This window comes from Streptomyces sp. NPDC056987 (assembly GCF_042673865.1).
Taxonomy (GTDB): domain Bacteria; phylum Actinomycetota; class Actinomycetes; order Streptomycetales; family Streptomycetaceae; genus Streptomyces.
On the sequence record NZ_JBHURV010000001.1, the window covers coordinates 232,042 to 256,724 of the forward strand.

The 24,683-nt window shown below is 72.1% G+C and carries 26 protein-coding genes; 16 read left to right on the plus strand and 10 right to left on the minus strand.

Annotated elements, in window-relative coordinates:
* Window positions 1-16: 16 nt before the first annotated feature.
* The 4 genes from pcaG to ACFTZC_RS00965 are packed head-to-tail and all read right to left on the minus strand — an operon-like array spanning window position 17 to window position 2,827.
* On the minus strand, window positions 17-619 hold the full coding sequence (gene pcaG, locus ACFTZC_RS00950; RefSeq protein WP_382885542.1) for a protocatechuate 3,4-dioxygenase subunit alpha: 603 nt from the start codon (window positions 617-619) through the stop codon (window positions 17-19).
* Window positions 619-1,386, minus strand: a complete 768-nt coding sequence (gene pcaH, locus ACFTZC_RS00955; protein WP_382885544.1) for a protocatechuate 3,4-dioxygenase subunit beta — start codon at window positions 1,384-1,386, stop codon at window positions 619-621. The genes pcaG and pcaH overlap by 1 nt, the downstream gene beginning before the upstream one ends.
* Window positions 1,383-2,072: a CoA transferase subunit B gene (locus ACFTZC_RS00960; protein ID WP_382885546.1), complete on the minus strand. Its 690-nt coding sequence runs from the start codon at window positions 2,070-2,072 to the stop codon at window positions 1,383-1,385. Before ACFTZC_RS00960 ends, pcaH begins: the two co-directional genes overlap by 4 nt.
* On the minus strand, window positions 2,072-2,827 hold the full coding sequence (locus ACFTZC_RS00965; protein ID WP_382885548.1) for a CoA transferase subunit A: 756 nt from the start codon (window positions 2,825-2,827) through the stop codon (window positions 2,072-2,074). Before ACFTZC_RS00965 ends, ACFTZC_RS00960 begins: the two co-directional genes overlap by 1 nt.
* Before the next feature lie 259 nt (window positions 2,828-3,086).
* On the opposite strand from ACFTZC_RS00965, the gene ACFTZC_RS00970 reads away from it, so the two are divergent.
* The 4 genes from ACFTZC_RS00970 to ACFTZC_RS00985 all read left to right on the plus strand — a co-directional run bounded on the left by ACFTZC_RS00970 (window position 3,087) and on the right by ACFTZC_RS00985 (window position 4,911).
* Window positions 3,087-3,545: a MarR family winged helix-turn-helix transcriptional regulator gene (locus ACFTZC_RS00970; RefSeq protein ID WP_382885550.1), complete on the plus strand. Its 459-nt coding sequence runs from the start codon at window positions 3,087-3,089 to the stop codon at window positions 3,543-3,545.
* A 76-nt stretch (window positions 3,546-3,621) separates the two neighbouring features.
* A complete protein-coding gene (locus ACFTZC_RS00975; RefSeq protein ID WP_382885552.1) occupies window positions 3,622-4,125 on the plus strand; it encodes a peptidylprolyl isomerase in 504 nt (167 codons plus the stop codon).
* Between the two features lie 79 nt (window positions 4,126-4,204).
* Window positions 4,205-4,519 carry a hypothetical protein gene (locus ACFTZC_RS00980; RefSeq protein ID WP_382885554.1) on the plus strand — a complete coding sequence of 105 codons (315 nt, stop codon included), beginning with the start codon at window positions 4,205-4,207 and terminating at the stop codon, window positions 4,517-4,519.
* Window positions 4,520-4,572: 53 nt separating this feature from the next.
* On the plus strand, window positions 4,573-4,911 hold the full coding sequence (locus tag ACFTZC_RS00985; protein ID WP_382885994.1) for a helix-turn-helix domain-containing protein: 339 nt from the start codon (window positions 4,573-4,575) through the stop codon (window positions 4,909-4,911).
* Window positions 4,912-4,936: 25 nt separating this feature from the next.
* Here the strand turns inward: ACFTZC_RS00985 and ACFTZC_RS00990 are convergent, their stop codons facing one another.
* Window positions 4,937-6,322, minus strand: a complete 1,386-nt coding sequence (locus ACFTZC_RS00990) for a glycoside hydrolase family 43 protein (protein WP_382885556.1) — start codon at window positions 6,320-6,322, stop codon at window positions 4,937-4,939.
* A 276-nt stretch (window positions 6,323-6,598) separates the two neighbouring features.
* Between ACFTZC_RS00990 and uraD the strand changes: the two genes are divergently transcribed.
* The 3 genes from uraD to ACFTZC_RS01005 all read left to right on the plus strand — a co-directional run bounded on the left by uraD (window position 6,599) and on the right by ACFTZC_RS01005 (window position 9,918).
* The gene (uraD, locus tag ACFTZC_RS00995) at window positions 6,599-7,513 is read left to right on the plus strand and encodes a 2-oxo-4-hydroxy-4-carboxy-5-ureidoimidazoline decarboxylase (protein ID WP_382885558.1); all 915 of its coding nucleotides are present in this window, start codon (window positions 6,599-6,601) and stop codon (window positions 7,511-7,513) included.
* A gap of 85 nt (window positions 7,514-7,598) precedes the next feature.
* Window positions 7,599-8,498 carry a factor-independent urate hydroxylase gene (gene pucL, locus ACFTZC_RS01000; RefSeq protein WP_382885995.1) on the plus strand — a complete coding sequence of 300 codons (900 nt, stop codon included), beginning with the start codon at window positions 7,599-7,601 and terminating at the stop codon, window positions 8,496-8,498.
* A 43-nt stretch (window positions 8,499-8,541) separates the two neighbouring features.
* Window positions 8,542-9,918: an 8-oxoguanine deaminase gene (locus ACFTZC_RS01005; protein ID WP_382885559.1), complete on the plus strand. Its 1,377-nt coding sequence runs from the start codon at window positions 8,542-8,544 to the stop codon at window positions 9,916-9,918.
* 20 nt (window positions 9,919-9,938) lie between these two features.
* On the opposite strand, the gene ACFTZC_RS01010 is transcribed toward ACFTZC_RS01005, so the two are convergent.
* From ACFTZC_RS01010 to ACFTZC_RS01025, 4 genes are all read right to left on the minus strand, one after another.
* A complete protein-coding gene (locus ACFTZC_RS01010; RefSeq protein WP_382885997.1) occupies window positions 9,939-10,724 on the minus strand; it encodes a chitosanase in 786 nt (261 codons plus the stop codon).
* A gap of 155 nt (window positions 10,725-10,879) precedes the next feature.
* Complete coding sequence (locus ACFTZC_RS01015; RefSeq protein WP_382885561.1) at window positions 10,880-11,476, minus strand: TIGR03086 family metal-binding protein; 597 nt, start codon at window positions 11,474-11,476, stop codon at window positions 10,880-10,882.
* A gap of 88 nt (window positions 11,477-11,564) precedes the next feature.
* Window positions 11,565-13,196 carry a malate synthase A gene (gene aceB, locus ACFTZC_RS01020; protein ID WP_382885563.1) on the minus strand — a complete coding sequence of 544 codons (1,632 nt, stop codon included), beginning with the start codon at window positions 13,194-13,196 and terminating at the stop codon, window positions 11,565-11,567.
* A 203-nt stretch (window positions 13,197-13,399) separates the two neighbouring features.
* Entirely contained in the window at window positions 13,400-14,059 is a 660-nt protein-coding gene (locus tag ACFTZC_RS01025; RefSeq protein WP_382885564.1) for an NTP transferase domain-containing protein, read from the minus strand.
* Window positions 14,060-14,342: 283 nt separating this feature from the next.
* Here ACFTZC_RS01025 and ACFTZC_RS01030 point away from each other — a divergent pair, with 283 nt between their 5' ends.
* Window positions 14,343-14,663 carry a DUF5955 family protein gene (locus ACFTZC_RS01030; RefSeq protein ID WP_382885567.1) on the plus strand — a complete coding sequence of 107 codons (321 nt, stop codon included), beginning with the start codon at window positions 14,343-14,345 and terminating at the stop codon, window positions 14,661-14,663.
* A gap of 28 nt (window positions 14,664-14,691) precedes the next feature.
* Here ACFTZC_RS01030 and ACFTZC_RS01035 read toward each other — a convergent pair whose 3' ends face one another.
* A complete protein-coding gene (locus ACFTZC_RS01035) occupies window positions 14,692-15,504 on the minus strand; it encodes an IclR family transcriptional regulator (RefSeq protein ID WP_382885569.1) in 813 nt (270 codons plus the stop codon).
* Window positions 15,505-15,781: 277 nt separating this feature from the next.
* Between ACFTZC_RS01035 and allB the strand changes: the two genes are divergently transcribed.
* The 8 genes from allB (at window position 15,782) to ACFTZC_RS01075 (ending at window position 24,463) form a co-directional block, all read left to right on the plus strand.
* Window positions 15,782-17,158, plus strand: a complete 1,377-nt coding sequence (allB, locus tag ACFTZC_RS01040) for an allantoinase AllB (RefSeq protein WP_382885570.1) — start codon at window positions 15,782-15,784, stop codon at window positions 17,156-17,158.
* Entirely contained in the window at window positions 17,155-18,351 is a 1,197-nt protein-coding gene (alc, locus tag ACFTZC_RS01045) for an allantoicase (RefSeq protein ID WP_382885998.1), read from the plus strand. The genes allB and alc overlap by 4 nt, the downstream gene beginning before the upstream one ends.
* Window positions 18,352-18,496: 145 nt before the next feature.
* Window positions 18,497-19,723, plus strand: a complete 1,227-nt coding sequence (locus ACFTZC_RS01050) for a sensor histidine kinase (protein ID WP_382885572.1) — start codon at window positions 18,497-18,499, stop codon at window positions 19,721-19,723.
* Complete coding sequence (locus ACFTZC_RS01055; RefSeq protein WP_382885574.1) at window positions 19,720-20,406, plus strand: response regulator; 687 nt, start codon at window positions 19,720-19,722, stop codon at window positions 20,404-20,406. Before ACFTZC_RS01050 ends, ACFTZC_RS01055 begins: the two co-directional genes overlap by 4 nt.
* Before the next feature lie 232 nt (window positions 20,407-20,638).
* Window positions 20,639-21,358, plus strand: a complete 720-nt coding sequence (locus ACFTZC_RS01060) for a GntR family transcriptional regulator (RefSeq protein ID WP_382885999.1) — start codon at window positions 20,639-20,641, stop codon at window positions 21,356-21,358.
* Window positions 21,359-21,531: 173 nt separating this feature from the next.
* Window positions 21,532-22,548 carry a sugar ABC transporter substrate-binding protein gene (locus ACFTZC_RS01065; protein WP_382885575.1) on the plus strand — a complete coding sequence of 339 codons (1,017 nt, stop codon included), beginning with the start codon at window positions 21,532-21,534 and terminating at the stop codon, window positions 22,546-22,548.
* Between the two features lie 98 nt (window positions 22,549-22,646).
* The gene (locus ACFTZC_RS01070) at window positions 22,647-23,651 is read left to right on the plus strand and encodes an ABC transporter permease (RefSeq protein WP_382886001.1); all 1,005 of its coding nucleotides are present in this window, start codon (window positions 22,647-22,649) and stop codon (window positions 23,649-23,651) included.
* Window positions 23,648-24,463, plus strand: a complete 816-nt coding sequence (locus ACFTZC_RS01075; protein ID WP_382885577.1) for an ATP-binding cassette domain-containing protein — start codon at window positions 23,648-23,650, stop codon at window positions 24,461-24,463. Before ACFTZC_RS01070 ends, ACFTZC_RS01075 begins: the two co-directional genes overlap by 4 nt.
* The last annotated feature ends 220 nt before the right edge of the window (window positions 24,464-24,683 follow it).

Below are 24,683 nucleotides of genomic sequence, written 5' to 3' on the forward strand. Positions count from 1 at the left end.
GATGTGTCGTGCTCGCTCACCGGAACTCCAGAAAGACCGTTTCCCCTTCGCCCTGAAGGCGGATGTCGAAACGGTACGCGCGCGGCCCGCCCGGCTCGGGAACGGCGATCAGCGTGGCGCGCCGTCCGCCGTCCAGGGAGCTGAGCAGGGCGTCGCCGGTGTCCGCCAGATAGGCGCGGGTGTACAGGTGGTGGAGCAGTCCCCGGGCGAAGACGGCGACGCTGATGTACGGGACGCCGCCCGGCGGCAGCGTACGGACCGACCAGTGCCCGTCGGCGTCCGTCGGGACGCGTCCGAAGCCGGTGAAGTCGACCCCGTTGCGGCCGATGACCCGGCCGGTGACCGGGTCCCGGCGCAGCGATCCCGGCCGGCCGGCGCGTGAGCCGTCGGGCGCGGGCTGCCAGGTCTCGACGATCGCGTCGGGGACCGGGTGACCGGCGCCGTCGTACACGTATCCGTGCAGGGTGAGCGTGTCGGGATGACCGGCGGGGGCGATGTCGCCGCCGCCCTCGAAGGGCAGGGCGTACCCGTAGAACGGGCCGACGGTCTGCGAGGGCGTCGGCCCGAAGGCCGCGCCCTCGCCCCCGTCCTCCGGTGCGGGTGTGTACGCGGACGTCATCAGTGGTCGCCGTCTTCCTCGAAGAGTGTGGCGGACGGCCCGTCGAGGACGATGTCCCAGCGGTAGCCGAGGGACCACTCGGGAACGGACAGATCATGGTCGTAGGCCGCCACCAGCCGCGCCCGCGCCGATGCGTCGGTCACCGACTGGAGGACCGGGTCGTACGGGAAGACCGGATCGCCCGGGAAGTACATCTGTGTGACGAGGCGCTGGCTGAACGCCGTGCCGAAGAGGGAGAAGTGGAGGTGCGCGGGGCGCCAGGCGTTGACGTGGTTGCGCCACGGATAGGCGCCGGGCTTGATCGTCGTGAACGCGTAATGGCCCTGATCGTCCGTCAGGCAGCGCCCGAAACCGGTGAAGTTGGGGTCGAGGGGCGCCGGGTGCTGGTCGAGCTGGTGCGCGTACCGGCCGGAGGCGTTGGCCTGCCACAGCTCCACGAGCTGACCGCGCACGGGCCGCCCCGCCCGGTCGAGCAGCCGTCCGGAGACGGTGATCCGCTCGCCGAGCGGCTCGCCCTGGTGCTGCCGGGTGAGATCGCGGTCGAGCGCGGTGACATCGGTGACACCGAACGCCGGTCCCGTCAGCTCCACGGCCTCGGGGTCCCGCAGCGGGATCAGCGGCTGCTTCGGGTGCCGGAAATGGCTGCTGCGGTACGGCGGGTAGTCGCGCGGCGGATGGCTCCCCGCGGCGGACACCGCGCGCGCCGCGGCGACCTCGGCGTCGATCTCGTGCTGGCTCAGCCCGTCGGGCAGCGGAGACGTGGTCACAGGGCGGCTCCCTGGGTACGGGGTGCGGCGGCCGGCGGTGCGCCGGGGTCCGGCACGGCGGTACGGAGCTGCGCGGCGGTCTTCCCGGCGATCTCGGCGGCGGTCACGCCCGGCGCGCACTCCACCAGCGCCAGTCCGTCCGCCGTGACGTCGAGCACCCCGAGGTCGGTGATGATCCGGTTCACACATCCCCGGCCGGTCAGCGGCAGGGTGCACTCCTCCAGGATCTTCGGGGAGCCGTCCTTGGCGGTGTGGGTCATCACGACGATGACCGTGCGCGCGCCGTGGACCAGGTCCATCGCCCCGCCGATGCCGGTGATCAGCTTGCCGGGGACGGCCCAGTTGGCGAGGTCGCCCCGGGCGGAGACCTGCATCGCGCCCAGCACGGCGACGTCGATGTGGCCGCCGCGGATCATGCCGAAGGAGAGCGCGGAGTCGAAGTACGAGGCGCCGGGCAGGACGGTGACGGTCTCCTTGCCCGCGTTGATCAGATCCGGGTCGACGGCGTCCTCCGTGGGGTACGGGCCGACACCGAGAATGCCGTTCTCCGACTCCAGGACCACCTCCACGCCGTCCGGGAGATGGTTGGGGATCAGCGTCGGCAGCCCGATGCCGAGGTTGACGTACGCGCCGTCCGGAAGCTCGCGCGCCGCCCGCGCGGCCATCTGCTCCCTCGTCCAGGCCATCAGCGACGCACCGTCCTCTTCTCGATTCCCTTGTCGGCGGCCTGTTCCGGGGTGAGCGCCACGACCCGCTGGACGAAGATCCCCGGCAGGTGCACCGCGTCCGGCGGGATCTCGCCGGGCTCGACCAGCTCCTCCACCTCGGCGATCGTCACCCGGCCCGCCATGGCCGCGAGCGGGTTGAAGTTGCGGCTCGACTTGCCGAAGACCAGGTTCCCGTGCCGGTCGCCCCGCGCGGCGCGGACCAGCGCGAAGTCGGTCCGGATGCCGCGCTCCAGCACGTACTCCGTACCGTCGAAGTCGCGCACCTCCTTGGCCGGTGAGGCCAGCGCCACCCCGCCCTCGCCGTCGTACCGCCAGGGCAGTCCGCCCTCGGCGACCTGGGTGCCGACACCGGCGGGGGTGTAGAAGGCGGGGATGCCGCAGCCGCCGGCCCGCAGCCGTTCGGCGAGGGTGCCCTGCGGGATCATCTCGACCTCGATCTCACCGGCGAGATACTGCCGGGCGAACTCCTGGTTCGCCCCGATGTACGAACCGGTCACCCGGGAGATACGGCCAGCGGCCAGCAGGACCGCGAGTCCCGAGTCGAGCGCGCCGCAGTTGTTGGAGACCACGGCGAGATCGCGGGCGCCGAGCGCGTACACCGCCTTGATCAGCTCGTTCGGGACACCGCTCAGGCCGAAGCCGCCCACGGCGAGCGACACCCCGTCCCGGGTGTCGGCCACGGCCTCCGCGGCGGTGGCGACCACCTTGTCCATACGTGAAGTCCCCCTCTCTTCCTTCCTCTTCCGGCGCCCCGCGCCCCGCGTACTCAGGCGCACACACCCCGCTCGAATACTCAGGGCACTGACTATCCCTCCGGTTGTTTCCCGGAGGGTTCACACAAGCTGCCACCCGGCTCCATGTACGTCAAGGGTGGTGAGCGGGACCTGAGGGGGCGCGTATCGTTCAGTGCACCAACGAAATGAAGGCCGGGGAGTACCCGGCTCCCGGCGTCGCGGAGTCCGAGGAGCGCACATGGCCGCGGTGGATCTGACCACACACCCCGGGCATCTCGCCCGCCGTCTCCAGCAGGCGCACTACCTGCTGTGGACCACGATGGTCTCCGAGGAGATCACCTCGCCCCAGTTCGCCGTGCTCAACGCCCTCGTCGCCGAACCGGGGCTCGACCAGCGCACCGCCGGTGAGCGGGTGGGGCTGGACCGCTCCACCACCGCCGAGGTGGTCACCCGGCTGAGCCGCCGGGGCCTGGTCGACAAGGTGCGCGACCCGCAGGACGGCCGCCGCTTCATGCTGCGCCCCACCGACGACGGGGCGCGGACCCACCGCAAGCTCGCGCTCCGCGCGGCCCGGATGAACCAGGTCTTCCTGGGCCCGCTCACCGCCGCCGAGCAGGCGGTCTTCCTCGATCTGCTCCAGCGCGTCTCCGAGGCCGCGGAGAGCCTGCGCAATCCGGCGGAACCGGTGGCGCACTGAGCGCGCGCCGCTCACGCTCCGCCGCGCGGCGGAGCCCCTCGGGCCGCGGGGGAACGCTCCTGACAGAATGTCCCTCATGACTACCGCGAACGTATTCTTCGACATCACGATCAACGGCGAGCCGGCCGGCCGGATCACCTTCCGCCTCTTCGACGACGTCGTCCCCAAGACCGCCCAGAACTTCCGCGAGCTGGCCACCGGCGAGCAGGGCTTCGGCTACGCCGGGTCGAGCTTCCACCGGGTCATCCCGGACTTCATGCTCCAGGGCGGCGACTTCACCGCCGGCAACGGCACCGGCGGCAAGAGCATCTACGGCAACAAGTTCGACGACGAGAACTTCAAGCTCAAGCACGACCGTCCGTTCCTGCTCTCCATGGCGAACGCGGGCCCGAACTCCAACGGCTCGCAGTTCTTCATCACCACCGTGGTGACGTCGTGGCTGGACGGCAAGCACGTCGTCTTCGGCGAGGTCGTCGAGGGCCAGGACCTGGTCAGGAAGATCGAGTCCCTGGGCTCCCGCTCCGGCTCGACCTCCGCGAAGATCACCATTTCCGCTTCCGGTGCCGTGCAGGGCGCGTAACGACTAAGGTCGTGTCCCACGTGCCTGGGGCACCCGAACGGCCGCAGTGACCCTCCAGGCTTTCGGCGGTGGAGGCACAGTGCGCTTGAGAGCGGAGTTCACGACCGAGCCCTTCGACCTCGACGAGGCGCCCGCCCACGCGGTGGTGGCCCGCGAGGTCGTCCAGGGGGCACAGCTCGACGCGGTCGACGTCGGGCCGTTCGGCAACACCGTGGAGGGCGGCGCCGACGCCGTACTGGCGGCGCTGGAGACCGTCCTGCGCGAGTCCCTGGCCGCCGGTGCGACCCGGGTCTCGCTCCAGGTCAACGTGATCGGGAGCGGACCCGGGACGGCCGGTACCGGCAGCACGGGACCCGGCCCGGAAACCGGCCCCGCCGGGGAGGGCGACCGGTGAGCGAGCCGCTCGACCATCCCTTCGCCGCGGCGGTCAGACCGCTGGTCGACGCCATGGGCGGACAGCTGCTGACGCCCGAGGAGGCCCGGCCCGACGATGTCGTCCTGGCCTGGGAGGGCACGGACGTGCTGGCCGTACGGCTGCCCCAGCTCTCGGACTCCCTCGACCACATCCTGGCCTCACTGGAGCGCGGCCACGGCAGGCCGCTCGCGGAGCTGGACCGCAAGGCCAAGCAGTCCGTCGTACGGACCCTGGAGGCGCGCGGCGCCTTTGTCGTACGGCACGGGGTGGAGAAGGTGGCGACCGCGCTCGGGGTCAGCCGCTTCACCGTCTACAACTACCTCAACTACGCCGACGAGCAGCGCGCCAGGGCGCGGGAGCAGGACGGCTGACGCGCGGCCGGCCGGGCCGGGCCCCTCAGTGGCCGACGCGGAAGGTCGCGTCCTGCCGCTCGGTGGTGGTCGAGACCGGGTCGATGCGCAGGACGTAGTCCGCGTGACGGATGTAGCGGGTGGGGTTGTTGTACGACCGGAAGGACGACCAGCCGGCGTCCGCGAGGCCCGCCGTACGGTGGAAGGTCGCGTCCCCGGCGAAGGTCGACGTGCCGTCGTCGGCGTCCAGTCGGAGCTGGTAGTTGTAGTGCCGCAGGTAGCGGGTCGGGTAGTTGACCGACTGGAAGGAGACCGCGGAGCCGTCGGCGAGACCCGGGACCAGCTTCCACTGGGAGTCGGCGTACGGGTCGAAGGGGTAGGGGTCGATCCGGCCCACGTTGTTGGCGTGGCGGATGTAACGGGCCGGAAAGTTGTAGGACTTGAGCCGGTTCCAGGCCGGGGCGCCCCACCGGGAGAGCAGGTTGGCGTACTCGGTCGCCGTGATCGTCGCGATGCCGCAGTGCTTGGAGTTGAGCGGCTGTGTGTAGCTCCTCTGGTCGAGCGGGGTCCAGGTGCCGGCCGACAGACTGGACGACTGCCAGGCGTAGAAGACGCCGTTGGGGGTGTACGTGTCCCCCCAGAGGTACCAGGTGTTCGACGTCAGGGACTTGACGAGGGTCGGCGCCTCGGTGCCGCCCTGGGCGACGCCGGTGCTGAACTCGGTGAAGCTGCCCGGGGCGAGGGACGTGGAGCGGGCCCCGACCAGCGTCTGGTTCTTCTTGAAGTAGAGGTAGTTGACGCCGCCCACGCCGACGGCCATGTTTCCGTCGATCACGTCGTACCCCGGGTCGAAGAAGACCTGCGGGGCGGAGGCCGTCAGGAAGTCGGTGGTGTAGTTCACCATGATCACGTTGTGGCCGCTGCCGTTGACGGCGGAGTAGATGAGCGCGTACTGGCCGCGCCCCGCGTCCCAGAACGCCTCCGGCGCCCAGGAGTGGGTGTTCATGTCATGCAGCTTGAGGCGGTGGTAGCCGGTGAAGGTGCGCAGGTCGGTGGAGTTCCACACGTGGACGTACTGGCTGACGTAGCTCCAGTCGGTGCCCTTGAGGTCGGTGGCGAGGACGACGAAGGTGCCGTCCTGCTTGCGGAGGATGAACGGGTCGCGCAGGCCGAGCGCGCCCGCCGTCGGTGTGACCAGGGGATTGTTCTGGTTGAGCGGCGTCCAGTCGAGCGAGTCCGGGCTGACGGCGAGGTGGAGCCCGTAGTCGGTGCCGTTGCCGCTCGGCGACTCGGTGAAGTAGCACATCACGTACGCCGAGTCGGCCGCGTGGGCCGTCCCGGCGCCGAGGGTCAGCGCGCCCGTCACGGCCAGCGGGGTGGCGGCGGCCATGCCGAGGAAGAGGCGGCGGGACGGCTGGGGGCTTGCACTCATCGTGGTCTCCAAGTGGCGTGCGGGAGCGAAGGGGTGGCCGCGGTGCGTGGGGCGCCGGGGGCGTGACGGGTGCGCGGCCGGGCGCCTGGCCGGTCGGTATATCGAACGTGGTTCGGAAAATCGATCAGAAGGTAGAGCGTGGCCGTGTTCACGTCAATCGTTCCGGGCGACGGGACGCGCCACGCGCCGTATTTCAACAAACTGTTGACGTTCGGTGGATGAGGGCGTTAGCTGGGCGCAGCCCGCCCCCGCCCCGCCCTGCCACGGAGGCTTCCCGTGACATCGACACCGCCCCCCGCGCCGGGCCTCACCCGGTTCAACACCTCGCCGGACGGCGTGGCCCTGGCCGCGCTGCGCGAGGTGTGCGCCGGCCCCGCGTGGGGGAGGGCGCTGCTCGCCCGGCGCCCGTACGCCACCGAGGAGGAACTGCTCGCCGCCGGGGACGCGGCGACGGCGGAGCTGACCGACGCGGAGCTGGCCGAGGCCATGGACGGGCATCCGCCGATCGGCCGGCCGGAGCCGGGGGACCCCGCCTCCGCCCGGGAGCAGCGCGGCATGGCCGGTGCCTCCGGAGCGCTTCGGGACGAGATGGCCGAGCTGAACCTGGCCTACCAGGAGCGGTTCGGCCATGTCTTCCTGATCTGCGCCACCGGCGCCACCGCTGAGGAGATGCGGGACGCGCTGCGGACCAGGCTCGGCCACACGCCGGAACGGGAGCGGGAGATCGCGCGCCGCGAACTGGGCAGGATCAACCGCGTCCGGCTCTCCCGGCTGGTCACCGAGGGGTTCGACGCGGCCCCGGTGACCGGCCCCGGCCCGGCCCCTGCATCCGTCCCGGCCGCTGCCCCCGCCTCCGTCTCCACGCACATCCTGGACACCAGCGCCGGGCGCCCCGCCGCAGGCGTCGCCGTCGGCCTGGCGGCGCGTACGGAGCACGGGGCCGGTCCCGACGGCGTCTGGGCGGCGCTCGGCACCGCGGTGACCGGCCCCGACGGCCGCTGCGAGGACCTTCCGGCGCCGCCGCCGGGCACCACCCACGTACGGCTCACCTTCGAGACCGGGCCGTACCTCGACCGTGCCGAACCGTTCTTCCCGGAGGTGACCGTCGCCTTCGCCGTCACCCCGGGCGAGCACTATCACGTCCCCCTGCTGCTCAACCCGTTCGGCTACTCCGTCTACCGAGGAAGCTAGGGCTGCCATGACCGACCTTTCCCGTCCGGAGAGCCAGGCCTCTCCGGAGAGTCAGGCCCCTCCGGAGAGCCGGGCGCGACCGGTGATGCTCGGCCAGAACCAGTACGGCAAGGCGGAGAACCGCGTCGTCCGGATCACCCGGGACGGCGCCACCCACCACATCAAGGACCTGAACGTCTCCGTCGCGCTCGAAGGCGACATGGACGACGTCCACCACTCGGGCGACAACACGCATGTCCTGCCGACCGACACCACCAAGAACACGGTGTACGCGTTCGCCAAGGAGTACGGCATCGACTCGGCCGAGCAGTTCGGCATCCACCTCGCCCGGCACTTCGTGACCAGCCAGGAGCCGATCCACCGGGCGCGCATCCGCGTCGAGGAGTACGCCTGGGAGCGCATCGGGACCGCGTCCCCCGAACTCCGGCACTCGTTCGTCCGCAGGGGCCAGGAGACGCGCGTCGCCCAGATCACCTTCGACGGCGAGAGCTGGCAGGTCGTCTCCGGCCTCAAGGACCTGACCGTACTGAACTCGACCAACTCCGAGTTCTGGGGTTACGCCAAGGATCGGTACACCACGCTCAAGGAGGCGTACGACCGCATCCTCGCCACCGATGTCTCCGCGCGGTGGCGCTACGGCTGGACGGGCGGCGAGGACTCCATGCCGGAGTGGGACACCTCGTACGCGCGGACGAAGGAACACATCCTGCGGGCCTTCGCCGAGACGTACTCCCTCTCCCTCCAGCAGACCCTGTACCAGATGGGCTCGCGGGTCATCGACCACCGTGCCGAGATCGACGAGATCCGCTTCTCCCTGCCGAACAAGCACCACTTCCCGGCCGATCTGACACCCTTCGGGCTGACGAACGAAACCGCCGACGGGGCGGTCTACTTCGCGGCCGACCGCCCGTACGGCCTGATCGAGGCCACCGTCCTGCGGGACGGGGCGGAGCAGCGCATACCGGCAGACCTGACCAACCTGTGAGCCCGTGAGCCTGCGAGCCAGTGAGCCCGTGAGAGGAATCGCCGTGGCGACGTCACGCATCGTCATCGAGAACTGCGCCATCGCGACCGTGGACGCGCACGACACCGAGTACGCCTCGGGCCATGTCGTCGTCGCGGACCACCGCGTCGAGTCCGTCGGCGCGGGCCCCGCGCCCGCGGGGCTGGAGGGAGTGGTCCGCCGGGTCGACGGCGCCGGCCATCTCCTCACCCCCGGTCTGGTCAACACCCACCACCACTTCTACCAGTGGATCACCCGGGGCCTCGCCACCGACCACAACCTCTTCGACTGGCTGGTCGCCCTCTACCCGACCTGGGCGCGCATCGACGAGCCGATGGTCCGCGCGGCGGCGGGCGGCTCCCTCGCGATGATGGCGCGCGGCGGCGTCACCACCGCGATGGACCACCACTACGTCTTCCCGCGCGGCTCCGGCGATCTGTCCGGCGCGATCATCGGCGCGGCGGCACGCACGGGCGTACGGTTCACCCTCGCCCGGGGCTCCATGGACCGCGGGGCGTCGGACGGCGGGCTGCCCCCGGACTTCGCGGTCGAGTCGCTGGACGAGGCGCTCGCCGCGACCGAGGAGACCATCGACGCCCACCACGACGCGTCCTTCGGCGCGATGACCCAGATCGCTGTCGCGCCGTGCTCACCGTTCTCCGTCTCCACCGAACTGCTCCGTCAGGGGGCGGAGTTGGCCCGCCGGAAGGGGGTGCGGCTGCACACCCACGGCAGTGAGACGGTCGAGGAGGAGAAGTTCTGCAAGGAACTGTTCGGGATGGGGCCGACCGACTACTTCGAGTCGACCGGCTGGCTCGGCCCCGACGTGTGGATGGCCCACTGCGTCCACATGAACGACTCCGACGTCGCCGCCTTCGCCCGGACGGGCACCGGCGTCGCCCACTGCCCGTCCTCCAACGCCCGTCTGGGGGCCGGGATCGCGCGCGTCCCCGATCTGCTCGCCGCCGGAGTCCCGGTCGGCCTCGGGGTCGACGGCACCGCCTCCAACGAGGCGGGCGAGCTGCACACCGAGCTGCGCAACACCCTGCTCGTCAACCGCCTCGGCGCACACGGCGAACGGGCCATGACGGCCCGTCAGGCGCTGCGCCTCGGCACGTACGGCGGCGCCCAGGTGCTGGGCCGCGCCGAGGAGATCGGCTCGATCGAGCCCGGCAAGCTCGCCGACCTCGTGCTCTGGCGGATGGACACCCTCGCCCACGCCTCCATCGCCGACCCGGTGACCGCGCTGGTCCTCGGGGCCGCGGCGCCCGTCACGCTCTCCCTGGTCAACGGCCGGGCCGTGGTCGAGGACAACCGCCTGATCACCGTGGACGAGGACGAACTCGCCCGCTCCACCCGGGACGAGGCCCGCCGCCTCGCCAGGATCGCCGCGGACGGCTGATCCCGACACGGGTGCGGCGGCTATCCGTCGATGCGGTACGCGTCGCCGTACACCTTCCAGGCGAGCGGGGTGCGCAGACCGAGGTTGCCGTCGTCCAGGAAGACGCGCTGCGCCGTGTCGATCCGGCTGGTGTTGCCGTGGCCCCGCTCGCTGCGCATCGCGGTGACCCGCGCGTCCAGGAACGCGTCGAGATACGCGCGCTCGTCGCCGCCGCGGGCCGGGCTGTCGGCCTCGGCGAGCGCGTTCGCGCGGATCGTACGGAACCCGACGGTGCCCTTCGCGTCGGCGTAACCGTGCATCACATAGGCGTCGTAGTAGATGAACTGGCCCAGTGCGCCCAGCCCGTCGGCCTTGGCCCGCCGCACGGCCGGGTCGAAGTAGATCCGGTCGCGCTCCTCGTCCTGGGCCGTCCGCATCCGGGGATCGCCGGCCGCCTCCCGCCACGCGGTGGTGAACGCGGTGCCGAGCCCGTCGTGGGAGTCGCTGCCCTTCACCTCGCGGAGCGCGGGCAGGAACGGAGCCAGCGGATTGTCCGGCCGCGCCCGGGTGTAGCGCTCGACGACCCGCAGCAGATCGCCGCAGCCGGTGCAGAACCCGACGAGGCCGGCGGTGTAGCCCCGGCCGTCGTCGATGTCCTCGATGTAGCCGTACTGGTCCTTCCACTTCAGCGAGGAGTTCTCCGCGCTGGAGACCAGCCGCATGGCGATCTCCTTCTTCGCGGGATCGTCCAGCCCCGCCGGGGCCCCTTCGGCGGGGGTGCACGCGACACAGACGGCGAGGACCGGCGGCAGCAGGGCGAGCAGCATGCGGCGGAACGCGTGGATCACGTAAACGGACCTTTCCCCCTGGTGTGCCCTGCGCGCACCGGCCTGCCTCCGAGATTACGTGAGGGTCCCGGATGTTCCGGTATGGGTGGTGGTCGGCGTACGCACCGTGCTGTACGGGATGCCGTACGGGGAGGTCAGCTTCCCGGCAGCCAGTCGGGACGCCGCCCGCTGAGGCCGATCACCCGGTCCAGCAGCGGGGCGTCCGCGGCCGTCGCCACCGGCGGGCCGAACACGTCGGACGCCCCGGGCCCGGCCGCCGACAGCATCCCGTACGACGCCCGGAGCCCCGCCTCGGCCGGGGCGTACGGCTGTCCGGTGGAGCGCGCCAGGTCCCAGCCGTGGATCAGCACCTCGTTGAGCGCCACCAGCCCGGTCACCGCGCCCGGCAGGTCGACCCCGCCGACCCGGGTGTTCCCCTCCCACGCCCCGGGCGAGCGCCACGCGGCGGCCAGCGCGTCGAGCCGCCGGGGCAGCTCCTCCCGCCAGCCCTCCGCCAGTACGGGCGGGGCGTCACCGGGGGCGGTGTCGGTCGTCGGCCCCAGCTCCTTCCGCGCGGCGTCCCGGAACGCCACCGTCAGCCCCATGAGATGCGCGAGTACCTCCCGTACCGCGTACGCGGGGCACGGCGTGGGCCCCGGCAACTGCTGCTCCGTGACACCGTCCACGACCCGGGCGGTCTCCCGGCAGACGGGGCCGAGGTCGAGCGGTTCCTGTTCTCTTTCTCTGTCCATACCGTATGAGACCGCGAGAGTCGCCCGAACTCATCGCGGGAAACGCCGTGCGTACGCGGCTGCGTGCGTACGCAGGGCGTTTCCCGGGTCAGCCCCGGAGCTGTTCGTAGGCCGGGAGGGTGAGGAAGTCCGCGTAGTCGTCGTCGAGCGCGACCGTCAGCAGCAGGTCATGGGCCTGCTGCCAGCGGCCGGCCGCGAAGGCCTCCTCGCCGATCTCGCCACGGATCGCCGCCAGCTCGTCCGCGGCGAGATCGCGGGCCAGGTCCGCGGTGGCGCGGAGCGTCTCGCCCTCGTGGTCGAACTCCACGCCCGCGTTGATCCACTGCCAGATCTGCGAGCGGGAGATCTCGGCCGTGGCCGCGTCCTCCATCAGGTTGAAGATCGCGACCGCCCCCATGCCGCGCAGCCACGCCTCGATGTAGCGGATGCCGACCTGGACCGCGTTGCGCAGGCCCTCGTACGTGGGGCGGGCGTCCAGCGAGTCGACGGCGATCAGGTCCCCGGCGGCGACGGAGACGTCCTCGCGCAGGCGGTCCTTCTGGTTCGGGCGGTCGCCCAGGACCGCGTCGAAGGAGGCCATGGCGATCGGCACCAGGTCCGGGTGGGCGACCCACGAACCGTCGAAGCCGTCGGCCGCCTCGCGGTCCTTGTCGGCCCTGACCTTCTCGAAGGCGACCTTGTTGACCTCGGCGTCGTGCCGGGACGGGATGAAGGCGGCCATGCCGCCGATGGCGTGCGCGCCCCGCTTGTGGCAGGTGCGGACGAGGAGTTCGGTGTAGGCGCGCATGAACGGCGCCGTCATCGTGACCGCGTTGCGGTCCGGCAGGACGAACTTCGCGCCGCCGTCCCGGAAGTTCTTGACGATCGAGAAGAGGTAGTCCCAGCGGCCCGCGTTGAGCCCGGAGGCGTGGTCGCGCAGCTCGTAGAGGATCTCCTCCATCTCGTACGCCGCGGTGATCGTCTCGATCAGCACCGTCGCCCGGACGGTGCCCTGCGGAACGCCCACGTACTCCTGGGCGAAGACGAAGACGTCGTTCCAGAGGCGCGCCTCCAGGTGCGACTCCGTCTTCGGGAGGTAGAAGTACGGGCCCTTGCCCAGCTCGATCAGGCGGGCGGCGTTGTGGAAGAAGTACAGCCCGAAGTCGACCAGCGCGCCCGGCACCGGCTCGCCGTCCAGCACGAGATGGCGCTCCGCGAGATGCCAGCCGCGCGGGCGCATCACGACCGTGGCGAGCTCCGCCGCGTCCTTGAGGGCGTACGACTTGCCCGTGCGCGGGTCGGTGAAGTCGATGCTCCGCCGGTAGGCGTCGATCAGGTTGAGCTGGCCGAGGACGACGTTCTCCCAGGTGGGCGCGGAGGCGTCCTCGAAGTCCGCGAGCCAGACCTTCGCGCCGGAGTTCAGCGCGTTGATCGTCATCTTGCGGTCGGTCGGGCCGGTGATCTCCACCCGGCGGTCGTTCAGTGCCTCGGGCGCCGGCGCGACCCGCCAGCTCTCGTCCTCGCGCACGGACGCCGTCCCGGGCAGGAAGTCCAGGCTGGAGGTACGGGCGATCTCGGAGCGGCGCTCGGCGCGGCGGGCGAGCAGCTCGTCACGGCGGGGCGTGAACCGCCGGTGCAGCTCCGCCACGAACGCGAGGGCCGCATCGGTGAGTACCTCGTCCTGACGGGGCAGGGGGTCGGCGTCGACGATGGCCAGCGGGGAAGGCGCTGGTGCGGACATGAGCTGTCACTCCTTCACGAGCGGCGCCGGCGGAGCGGGGGCGCCGTGGCGGCCGGCGTACGAGCGCACCGTTCGAAGTTCCGGGCGCTTCTGACCTGTGGATACTAGTTTCCTCATAGTGGAAGTTCAATGCTCTGTCGAGGTTGCCCACCAGGTTGCCCGCCGAGGTTGCCCGCCCAGGTTCCCTGTCCGGGCCGGGGCTCCTATGCGAGGTGCGAGAGATCCTCCTCCGTGTCGATGTCGTAGGGGCGCGCGACATCCCCGCACTCCACCAGGACGATCTCGGGTTCGTGCGCCTTCAGATAGGCGCGCGCCCCGCGGTCGCCCGTCGCGTCCGCCGCGATCTCCGCCCAGCGGTCCGCGCCGAGGAGCACGGGGTGGCCGCGCCGCCCGCCGTACGCCGCGGACACCAGCGACCCGGGACCCCGGTACGCCGCGACGATCCGGGCCACCGCCGCGGCGCCGATCCCCGGCTGGTCCACCAGCAGCACCAGCGCCGCCCGCGCCCCCGCGCCCGCCAGCGAGGCCAGCCCCGCGCGCAGCGAGGACCCCATGCCGTCGGCCCACCCGGGGTTGTCGACCAGGACGGCATCCGGGAGCACGGCCCGCTCCCGTACCTCCGGTGCGGCCGCCCCCAGCACCACGTGCACCGGCGTGCACCCCCCGTCGCGCAGGGCCCGCGCCGCGTGCTCCACCAGCGGGCGGCCGTGGTGTGTCAGCAGCGCCTTCGGCCGCCCGCCGAGCCGCCGCCCGCCGCCCGCGGCGAGCAGCAGACCGGCGACCGGCGGATCCGGGTCCGGGGCCCGGTGCGGAGCCTTGTCCTGGGCGGTGTCCGGGGCCGCGGTGTCGTGTGTTTCGCGCATGGGGTCTGCTTACCGCACCGCGCGCCCGGGCGCCCCCTCGCACCCCTCCGCGCGGTGAATATTTCGCGTGCGCCGGCGATCACCGGGAATTCCTTCCGTATTCCGGCCCTCTTCCCGCCGTATTCGGTCCGTGGAGTGGCGCCTACCCTGCGCGATGGCGTTAACTTGCGGACGAACCCAGGCGATTGACCACCGTCAGGGGGGAATCGTCCTGTCGGTACGGAGTCGCGCCCGGCATGCGGGAGCACCGTGGGACGCGGGGGCGTAAGAGCGAGGGGGAGCTTTGTTGCGGAGCGTGGGGAAGTCGCCGGTGGCGGAGCAGGGCGAGGACCCGAGGGTCGCGGAGCTGGGTACCGCCGTGGCCCGGCTGCGGCGCGAACTGGCCGTCTATCGCTCGGAGTTCCGGGACCGCGCCATCGCCGAGGACGAACTGGCGGCGCTCGCCGCGATGGTGGCGAGCGGCAGCCCCGAGACCGCGCGGATGCGCCGCTCCCTGCTGCTGATCGTCGGCTCGATCGGCTCGGTCAGTGCGCTGCGGCCGGCGCTGATGGGCGTACGGAGCGCCGTCGACCTCTTCGGCGACGTCCCGCGCCGGCCCCTCTGAGGCCTCCGGACCTCTCCCGGCCCCGGGATCAGCCCTGGGCCTGCTGCGCCGCCGTGTTCGCCAGTGCCGCCGAGAGATCGCGCGCGACCTCCTGGAGGACGGGCACGATCCGCTCCGTGGCCTCCTCCGTCACCCGGCCCGCCGGGCCGGAGATGGAGATCGCCGCGGCGGTGGGGGAGTCGGGCACCGGGACCGCCAGACAGCGCACCCCGATCTCCTGCTCGTTGTCGTCGATCGCGTACCCCGCGCCGCGCACCGTCTCCAGGGCCGCGAGGAAGGCGTCCGGCGTGGTGATCGTCTTCTCGGTGGTGGCAGGCATGCCCGTACGGGCCAGCAGGGCGCGGACCTCCGCGGGCGGGATGTCGGCGAGCAGCGCCTTGCCCACGCCGGTGGAGTGCGGCAGCACCCGGCGGCCCACCTCGGTGAACATCCGCATCGAGTGCTTCGACGGCACCTGGGCGACGTACACGATCTCGTCGCCGTCGAGCAGCGCCATGTTCGCGGTCTCGCCGGTCTCCTCGACCAGCCGCGCCAGATAGGGCCTGGCCCAGGTGCCGAGCAGCCGCGACGCCGACTCGCCGAGCCGGATCAGCCGCGGCCCCAGCGCGTACCGCCGGTTCGTCTGCTGGCGTACGTAGCCGCACGCCACCAGGGTGCGCATCAGCCGGTGGATGGTGGGCAGCGGCAGGCCGCTGGCCGCGGAGAGCTCGCTGAGCCCGACCTCGCCGCCCGCGTCCGCCATCCGTTCGAGCAGGTCGAAGGCGCGCTCAAGGGACTGGACGCCACCGCTGCCGGGGGCGGATCTGGCGGCGTCGGTGCTGCGGACGCTGGACGACGGCACAACGGTCCTTTCGGGACGGGTGGACAAGCAAGCAGCCTATACCGGTCCCGGCCGTCCGGCGGGTGGCCGGGGATGGGCTGTCTCTGCCGGTCAGGGGGTGTTTGTCCGGGGTGTGCAGGGGCGCGTCGAGTGGGTAAGGTGTTCTGGCAGACGAAATTTGAATTTCACATCACGGAAATATTTGCCTCTGAGGGACCTTGACGGAGGAGCGATCCGAAGGGAAGACTTCTTCAACAGTTCGTTGAATCACGCCTGATGAGGCCGGTGAGGAGTACGGGTGCCCGAGGTGAATCTGCTGCTGCGCTCGACACGCGTCATCACGCCCGAGGGGACACGGCCCGCCACCGTCGCCGTCGCCGACGGCCGGATCTCGGCGGTGCTGCCGTACGACGCGGTCCCCCCGCACCCGACCGCGTACGGGGACCCGCGCGGCGACCGGGACGGTACGGCGGTGGTCGAGGACGTCGGGGACGATGTGGTGCTCCCCGGCCTCGTCGACACCCACGTCCATGTGAACGACCCGGGCCGCACCGCGTGGGAAGGGTTCTGGACCGCGACCCGCGCCGCCGCGGCGGGCGGCGTCACCACGCTGCTCGACATGCCGCTCAACTCCCTGCCGCCCACCACGACCGCCGCGCACCTGCGCGTCAAGCGCGACGTGGCCCGCCCCAAGGCCCATGTCGACGTGGGCTTCTGGGGCGGCGCCGTACCGGACAACGTCAAGGACCTGCGCCCGCTCCACGACGCAGGGGTCTTCGGCTTCAAGTGCTTCCTGTCGCCCTCCGGCGTCGAGGAGTTCCCCGAGCTGGACCGGGAGCGCCTGGGGCACGCCCTCACCGAGATCGCGGGCTTCGGCGGGCTGCTGATCGTGCACGCCGAGGACCCCCACGAGCTGGCCGCGGCGCCCGCGCGCGGCGGCCCCGCCTACGCCGACTTCCTCGCCTCCCGCCCGCGCGCCGCCGAGAACGCCGCCATCACCGGCCTGATCGCCGAGGCGAAGCGGCTCGACGCCCGGGTGCACGTACTGCACCTCTCGTCCTCCGACGCCCTGCCGCTGATCGCCGCCGCCAAACGCGAGGGCGTCCGGATCACCGTCGAGTCCTGCCCGCACTTCCTCACCCTCACCGCGGAGGAGGTCCCCGACGGCGCCACCGAGTTCAAGTGCTGCCCGCCGATCCGCGAGGCCGCCAACCAGGACGCGCTCTGGCAGGGGCTCGCCGACGGCACGATCGACTGCGTCGTCTCCGACCACTCACCCTGCACCACCGACCTCAAGACCCCCGACTTCGCCTCCGCGTGGGGCGGCATCTCCTCGCTCCAGCTCGGCCTCCCGGCGATCTGGACCGAGGCCCGCCGGCGCGGCCACACCCTGGAGGACGTCGCGCGCTGGATGTCGACGGCCCCCGCCGCGCTCGCCGGACTGGCCGGCAAGGGCGCCATCGAGGCGGGCCGCGACGCCGACTTCACCGTCCTCGCGCCGGACCGGACCTTCACCGTCGACCCGGCCGGGCTGCACCACCGCAACCAGGTCACGGCGTACGCGGGCCGGACCCTGTACGGCGTCGTCACCTCGACCTGGCTGCGCGGCACCCGGATCCTCCGGGACGGCGTCCTCGCCGAACCCTCAGGCCGACTGCTCGAAAGGAACAACTGACCGTGTCCGACGCTCCGCTCCCCACCCTGCCGCAAGCCCGCTTCACCGGTGACGCCCGCCCGTACGGCGGCGGCGACCCGTACGCCGACCACCGCACCGAGGTCCTCCCCTTCACCCACCTCACCGACCTCGCCGACCGGCGGCTCGGCGCCGGGGTGCTCGCCGCCAACGACGAGTTCTTCGCCGAGCGCGAGAACATGCTGAAGCCGGGGCCCGCCGAGTTCGACCCGGAGCACTTCGGCCACAAGGGCAAGATCATGGACGGCTGGGAGACCCGGCGCCGCCGCGGCACCGACGCCGGCCGGCCGCATCCCGCCCCCGAGGACCACGACTGGGCGCTGGTCCGGCTCGGCGCGCCCGGGGTGATCCGGGGGATCGTCGTCGACACGGCGCACTTCCGGGGCAACTACCCGCAGTCCGTCTCCGTCGAGGCGGTCTCGCTGCCCGGCTCCCCGTCCCCCGAGGAACTGCTCGACCCCGGGGTGAAGTGGACGGTGCTCGTGCCCCGTACCGCCGTCGGCGGCCACGCCGCCAACGGCTTCGCGGTCGACGCGGAGCGGCGCTTCACCCACCTGCGCGTCAACCAGCACCCCGACGGCGGGATCGCCCGGCTGCGGGTGTACGGAGAGGTCGCACCCGATCCGGCGTGGCTCGCGGCGCTCGGCACGTTCGACCTGCTCGCGCTGGAGAACGGCGGCACCGTCGAGGACGCCTCCGACCGCTTCTACTCGTCCCCGGCCAACACCGTCGCGCCGGGCCGCTCCCGGAAGATGGACGACGGCTGGGAGACCCGGCGCCGCCGCGACCTGGGCAACGACTGGATCCGCTACCGGCTCGCCGGGCAGGGCGAGATCCGCGCCGTCGAGATCGACACGGCGTACCTCAAGGGCAACGCGGCGGGATGGGCCGCCCTCTCCGTACGCGACGCCGGTACGGACGTGGACGGTGCCACCGGTTCCGGCAGCGGAGGGGACGGCGCCACGGACACCGGCGGCTGGACGGAGATCCTGCCCAGGACCCGGCTCCAGCCCGACACCAACCACCGCTTCGTGCTCCCGGACCCCGCCGTCGCGACCGACGTACGGATCGACATCTACCCCGACGGCGGGATCTCCCGGCTCCGGCTGTTCGGCTCCCTCACCGAACGCGGCGCGGCCCGGCTCGCCGCCCGCCACCGCGAACTCGGCGGCTGACCGCCCGTCCCGGTGAGAGCCGGATCGGCGAAAGTCGAACCCGCGGCAGTCCTCGGCGCGACCAAAGCCGGGAGTCGCGCGACTTTGGTAGCCGCCGCCGCACAGCGGCGGCGGCACCGCCGTCCACCTGCGTAACTTGTTGGTCATGACACGTACGGACTACCCCTGGCTGCTTCCCTCGGAGATGATCGACCCCCGAGGCCCCGAGCTGCCCGGCGACCGCGGCCGGGCCCGGCCGCGCCGTACCGTGCGCGACTGGATCATCGACACGCTGATGTTCGTCATCGCCTCGGGCGTCGGTCTGCTCGCCGTCGAGACGCTTCAGAAGGCCGACAACTCCGAACTGGTCGACGCCTTCGACCTGACCGCGGGCATCGTGGCCTGCTGCGCCCTCTGGCTGCGGCGGCGCCGGCCGGTGGAAGTCGCCATCGCGCTCGCGGTCCTGTGCATGGTGGCCCCGCTCGCCGGGGGCGCCTCGCTCGTCGCGCTGTTCTGCGTCGCCGTGCACCGGACCTTCCGCCCCGTGCTGATCGTCAGCCTGGTGTCCCTGGTGACCGGATTCGCCGCGGCGTGCCTCCGCCCGGACCCGACCATCTCCTTCACCACCGCGCTCCTCGCCACCGTGGTCCTGCTCCTGCTGGTGGTGGGCTGGGGCATGCTCGTACGGGCCCGGCGCCAGCTCGTCGTCACGCTGCGCGAGCGGGCGTTCCGCGCCGAGGCCGAGGCGGAACTCCGCGCCGAGCAGGCACAGCGGCTCGCCCGCGAGGCCATCGCCCGCGAGATGCACGACGTGCTCGCGCACCGGCTGACGCTGCTCAGCGTCCACGCGGGCGCCCTGGAGTTCCGGCCGGACGCCCCGCCGCCCGAGATCGCCCGCGCGGCCGGGGTGATCAGGGACAGCTCCCACGAGGCCCTCCAGGACCTGCGCATGATCATCGGTGTACTGCGGACCCCGGACGGCGAGGAGGGCGAGCGCCCCCAGCCCACCCTGGTCACCCTCGACGAGCTGGTCGCCGAGTCCCGCAGGGCCGGTATGGAGGTCGACCTCGACAACCGGGTCGCCGATCCCGCCACCGTGCCCGCCGCCGTGGGCCGTACCGCGTACCGCATCGCGCAGGAGGCGCTCACCAACGCCCGTAAACACGCGCCCGGCACCGGCTCCACCGTCGAGGTCAGCGGCGCCCCGGGCGACGGACTCACCCTCGAAGTGCGCAACGCCGCGCCCACCGGCGAGGTGCCGAAGGTCCCGGGCTCGGGGCAGGGGCTGATCGGGCTGACGGAGCGGGCCGCGCTGGCGGGCGGCCGGTTCGAGCACGGACCGACGGGGGACGGCGGATTCGCCGTCCGCGCTTGGCTACCGTGGGCCGCATGACCATCAGGCTGATCATCGTCGACGACGACCCTCTGGTCCGCGCCGGACTGACCTTCATGCTCGGCGGCGCCGAGGACATCGAGATCGTGGGGGAGGGGGCCGACGGCACCGAGGTCGCCGCGCTGGTCGAACGGACCGCGCCCGACGTCGTGCTCATGGACATCCGGATGCCGGTCATGGACGGGCTGACCGCCACGGAGGCCCTGCGGCGGATCCCGGGCGCCCCCGAGGTCCTGGTCCTGACCACCTTCCACGCCGACGAACAGGTGCTGCGCGCGCTGCGCGCCGGGGCCGCCGGTTTCGTCCTCAAGGACACCCCGCCCACCGAGATCATCACCGCCGTACGGCGGGTGGCCGCCGGTGACCCGGTGCTCTCGCCCGCCGTCACCCGCCAGCTGATGACCCATGTGGCGGGCCCCGGCGGGGGCGCGGGGCCGGGGGCGGAGCACTCCGCCAAGGGCCGCCGGGCGAGCGCGGCGGAGCGGCTGGCCGCCCTCGGGGAACGGGAGCGGGAGGTCGCGCTCGCCATCGGCCAGGGCCGGTCCAACGCGGAGATCGCCGCCGGTCTCTACATGAGCGTCCCCACCGTCAAGGCCCATGTCTCGCGCATCCTGGCCAAGCTCGACCTCAACAACCGGGTCCAGATCGCCCTCCTGGTGCACGACGCGGATCCGGACGGGTGAGCGCGCCGCCCCGGCCACCGTGGCAGCACGGTCACACGGTGGCGGCCCGGTCGCCGTGTCAGCGCGGCTTTGTCCTGACAACCGGACCTCTCTACTTCCCGTCAACAGAGCATGCGACTACGCTCGCCCCGTGCCCCGTCAGCCGAGAACAGTCCGAGCCGGACAGGAGCCGACCGCCCGCGCCGGCCCCGCCGGCCCGGAGCCGGACCAGGCCCCGCCGCTCCGCCTCGCCGTGGACCGCACCAGCCCCGTCCCCCTCTACTTCCAGCTCGCACAGCAGCTGGAAGGGGCCATCGAGCGCGGCAGGCTGGCCCCCGGCAGCCTGCTCGGCAACGAGATCGAACTCGCGGGCCGGCTCGGACTCTCCCGCCCGACCGTCCGCCAGGCCATCCAGTCCCTCGTCGACAAGGGGCTGCTGGTGCGCCGCCGGGGCGTCGGCACCCAGGTCGTGCACAGCCAGGTCAAGCGCCCGCTGGAGCTGAGCAGCCTCTACGACGACCTGGAGGCGGCCGGCCAGCGCCCCGCCACCCGCGTCCTGCGCAACACCCTGCGCCCCGCCACGGCCGAGGTCGCCGCCGCCCTCGGGGTCCCGGAGGGCGCGGAGGTGCGGCTCGTGGAGCGGCTGCGGTACGCGCACGACGAGCCGATGGCGTATCTGCGCAACCATCTGCCCGCCGCCCTCCTCGACTGCGACACCCCCCGCCTCGAAGCCACCGGCCTCTACCGGATGCTGCGCGCCACCGGGATCACCCTGCACAGCGCGCGCCAGACGGTCGGGGCGCGGGCCGCCACCGCCGAGGAGGCGGAGCTGCTGACCGAGCCGGCCGGGGCGCCGCTGCTCACCATGGAGCGGACCGCCTTCGACGACACGGGGCGGGCGGTGGAGTTCGGCTCGCACATCTACCGGGCCTCGCGGTACGCCTTCGAGTTCCAGCTCCTCGTCCGTACGTGACGCCGGCGGCCGGTGGCGCCGTCCCGTGACGCCGACCGCCGCACGCCCCCGTACGGGCCGCGGGGCACCCGCCGATCACCCCCCGACCGGCCATGACCGATACTTGGGCGGCCGGGTTCCGTACGGACGAGCCCCGGCCGCACCGAGGAGCACAGCGAGAAGGGCACGGGGTCGTGGCAAGGGTTCGGACAGGGGTACGCGCGCTGAGCGCCGTACTGGCGGCGGTGCTCGGGGCCTCGGCCCTCGCCGGATGCAGCAGTACGGGCGGCAAGCGCGCCGAGGAACGGGCCCGGCAGGCCGCCGCCCAGGGCCGGGCCGCGGTGGACACACCCCGGTGGACCGTGGCCATGGTCACCCACTCGGGCAGCGGTGACACCTTCTGGGACATCGTGCAGAACGGCGCCAAGCAGGCCGCCGCCAAGGACAACATCAAGTTCCTCTACGCCAACAGCGACGAGGGCCAGCAGCAGGCGCAGCTCGTCCAGTCCTACATCGACAAGAAGGTCGACGGGCTGATCGTCACGCTCGCCAAGCCCGACGCGATGAAGGCCGTCGTCGCCCAGGCCGTCAAGGCCGGCATCCCGGTGATCACGGTGAACTCCGGCGCCGCCGAGTCCAAGAAGTTCGGCGCGCTCACCCACATCGGCCAGGACGAGACGATCGCCGGCGAGGCCGTCGGCGAGGAGCTGGACCGGCGCGGCAGGAAGAAGGCCCTCTGCGTCATCCACGAACAGGGCAACGTCGGCCACGAGCAGCGCTGCGCCGGGGCGAAGAAGACCTTCGACGGGGAGATGCAGAACCTGTACGTGGACGGCACGAACATGCCCGACGTACAGGCGTCCGTCGAGGCCAAGCTCCAGACCGACCGGTCCATCGACGCCGTCGTCACCCTGGGTGCGCCGTTCGCGGACGCCGCCGTCAAGGCCAAGGAGACCGCGGGCAGCAAGGCCGAGATCGACACCTTCGACCTCAACGCCAAGGTCGCCACCTCGCTCAGCTCCGGCACCCTCGGCTTCGCCGTCGACCAGCAGCCGTACCTCCAGGGGTACGAGGCGGTCGACCTGCTCTGGCTCCACCGCTACAACGCCGATGTCCTCGGCGGCGGACGCCCGGTGCTCACCGGACCGCAGATCATCACGGAGAAGGACGCGGGCGCGCTGGAGGAGTACACGAAGCGGGGGACCCGGTGAGCGCCTCCGCACCTCCCGCCGACAGCCGTCCCGGCGGCAACAGTGCCGATAAGGGACCTGGCGGTCCCGGCGGTTTTGGCGGCGGCGCGGACGAACGCCTGCTGCACACCTCCGTGCTCCGCAAGCTCCTCGGCCGGCCCGAACTGGGCTCGGTCGTCGGCGCGGCGGCCGTCTTCCTCTTCTTCGCGTTCGTCGCGGACTCGTTCCTCCAGCTCTCCAGCTTCGGCACGGTCCTGTACGCGGCGTCCACGATCGGCATCATGGCCGTCCCGGTGGCGCTGCTGATGATCGGCGGCGAGTTCGACCTCTCCGCCGGAGTCATGGTGACCAGCTCCGCCCTGGTCTCCTCGATGTTCAGTTACCAGATGACGGCGAACGTCTGGGTCGGCGTTCTGGTGTCGCTGCTGGTCACGCTGGCCTTCGGGGTCTTCAACGGGGTCATGCTGACCCGTACGAAACTCCCCAGCTTCATCATCACGCTCGGTACGTTCCTGATGCTCACCGGTCTCAACCTCGGTGTGACGAAGCTGGTCAGCGGCACCGTCTCGACCAAGACGATCAGCGACATGGAGGGCTTCCCCTCCGCCCGCAAGCTCTTCGCCTCCCAGCTCACCGTCGGCGGCGTCGACCTGAAGGTCACCATCCTGTGGTGGGCCGGGCTCGTCGCGCTCGCCACCTGGATCCTGCTGCGTACCCGCTTCGGGAACTGGATCTTCGCGGTGGGCGGCAACGCGGACGCCGCCCGCGCCGTCGGCGTACCCGTGCAGCGGACCAGGATCCTGCTCTACATGGGCGTGGCGTTCTGCGCCTGGATCTCGGGGCAGCACCTGCTCTTCTCGTTCGACGTCGTCCAGTCCGGCGAGGGCGTCGGCAACGAGCTGATCTACATCATCGCGGCCGTCATCGGCGGCTGCCTGATCACCGGCGGCTACGGCTCGGCGATCGGCTCGGCCGTCGGCGCGTTCATCTTCGGCATGACGAGCAAGGGCATCGTGTACGCCGAGTGGAACCCGGACTGGTTCAAGTTCTTCCTCGGAGCGATGCTCCTTCTGGCCACCCTGCTCAACGCGTGGGTGCGCAAGCGCGCGGAGGCGTCACGATGACCGCACTCGTCGAACTGGACGACGTCAGCAAGTACTACGGCAACATCCGCGCCCTGGAGGGCGTCTCGCTGGAGGTCCACGCGGGGGAGATCACCTGTGTGCTGGGCGACAACGGGGCCGGCAAGTCCACCCTCATCAAGATCATCGCCGGGCTCCACGGCCATGACGCGGGCGACTTCCTGATCGACGGCGCGCCGGCGGACCTCTCCTCCCCGCGCGACGCGCTGGACCGGGGCATCGCCACCGTCTACCAGGACCTCGCCGTCGTCCCCCTGATGCCGGTCTGGCGGAACTTCTTCCTCGGCTCCGAGCCGCGGAAGGGGTACGGGCCCTTCAAACGGCTCGACGTGGCGCGGATGCGCGAGACCACCCGCGCCGAGCTGCTGCGGATGGGCATCGACCTGCGCGACGTCGACCAGCCGATCGGCACCCTCTCCGGCGGCGAGCGCCAGTGTGTGGCCATCGCCCGCGCCGTCCACTTCGGTGCCAAGGTCCTCGTCCTGGACGAGCCGACGGCGGCCCTCGGGGTCAAGCAGTCCGGCGTGGTCCTCAAGTACGTGGCCGCCGCGCGGGACGCGGGGCTCGGCGTGGTCCTCATCACGCACAACCCGCACCACGCGTATCTGGTCGGTGACCGTTTCGTCCTGCTCAAGCGCGGCACCATGGCGGGCAGCCACACCCGGGACTCGATCACGCTGGACGAGCTGACCCGGCAGATGGCGGGCGGCTCCGAGCTGGCCGAACTGAGCCATGAACTGGAGCGGGCCCCCGCTCCGGAGCGCCCGGGCTCCCCGGCGGAGGAAACGGACTGACCCGGTGACGCGCCGGGGACCGCGTCGTCCCCGCGCCGGGCACCGGCCCGCATACGCGCCGGGCACCGGCCCGCATACGAGCCGTGCGACGGCCCACGTACGCACCGGGCGCCGGGGGCGCGGACGGCGCGCGGCGGCGCCGTCCGGGCCGCACGGCGACCCCACGCGCCCCGGATGGCACAATCTGGCAGGGCGGACACCCGTCCGCCGCCGCTGCCCG

Coding starts and splice junctions, on each gene's coding strand:
- pcaG (WP_382885542.1), bottom strand. CDS start 619: ATGACGTCCGCGTACACACCCGCACCGGAGGACGGGGGCGAGGGCGCG.
- ACFTZC_RS00960 (WP_382885546.1), bottom strand. CDS start 2,072: ATGGCCTGGACGAGGGAGCAGATGGCCGCGCGGGCGGCGCGCGAGCTT.
- ACFTZC_RS00965 (WP_382885548.1), bottom strand. CDS start 2,827: ATGGACAAGGTGGTCGCCACCGCCGCGGAGGCCGTGGCCGACACCCGG.
- ACFTZC_RS00970 (WP_382885550.1), top strand. CDS start 3,087: ATGGCCGCGGTGGATCTGACCACACACCCCGGGCATCTCGCCCGCCGT.
- ACFTZC_RS00975 (WP_382885552.1), top strand. CDS start 3,622: ATGACTACCGCGAACGTATTCTTCGACATCACGATCAACGGCGAGCCG.
- ACFTZC_RS00985 (WP_382885994.1), top strand. CDS start 4,573: ATGGGCGGACAGCTGCTGACGCCCGAGGAGGCCCGGCCCGACGATGTC.
- ACFTZC_RS00990 (WP_382885556.1), bottom strand. CDS start 6,322: ATGAGTGCAAGCCCCCAGCCGTCCCGCCGCCTCTTCCTCGGCATGGCC.
- pucL (WP_382885995.1), top strand. CDS start 7,599: ATGCTCGGCCAGAACCAGTACGGCAAGGCGGAGAACCGCGTCGTCCGG.
- ACFTZC_RS01010 (WP_382885997.1), bottom strand. CDS start 10,724: ATGCTGCTCGCCCTGCTGCCGCCGGTCCTCGCCGTCTGTGTCGCGTGC.
- ACFTZC_RS01015 (WP_382885561.1), bottom strand. CDS start 11,476: ATGGACAGAGAAAGAGAACAGGAACCGCTCGACCTCGGCCCCGTCTGC.
- aceB (WP_382885563.1), bottom strand. CDS start 13,196: ATGTCCGCACCAGCGCCTTCCCCGCTGGCCATCGTCGACGCCGACCCC.
- ACFTZC_RS01025 (WP_382885564.1), bottom strand. CDS start 14,059: ATGCGCGAAACACACGACACCGCGGCCCCGGACACCGCCCAGGACAAG.
- ACFTZC_RS01050 (WP_382885572.1), top strand. CDS start 18,497: ATGACACGTACGGACTACCCCTGGCTGCTTCCCTCGGAGATGATCGAC.
- ACFTZC_RS01055 (WP_382885574.1), top strand. CDS start 19,720: ATGACCATCAGGCTGATCATCGTCGACGACGACCCTCTGGTCCGCGCC.
- ACFTZC_RS01075 (WP_382885577.1), top strand. CDS start 23,648: ATGACCGCACTCGTCGAACTGGACGACGTCAGCAAGTACTACGGCAAC.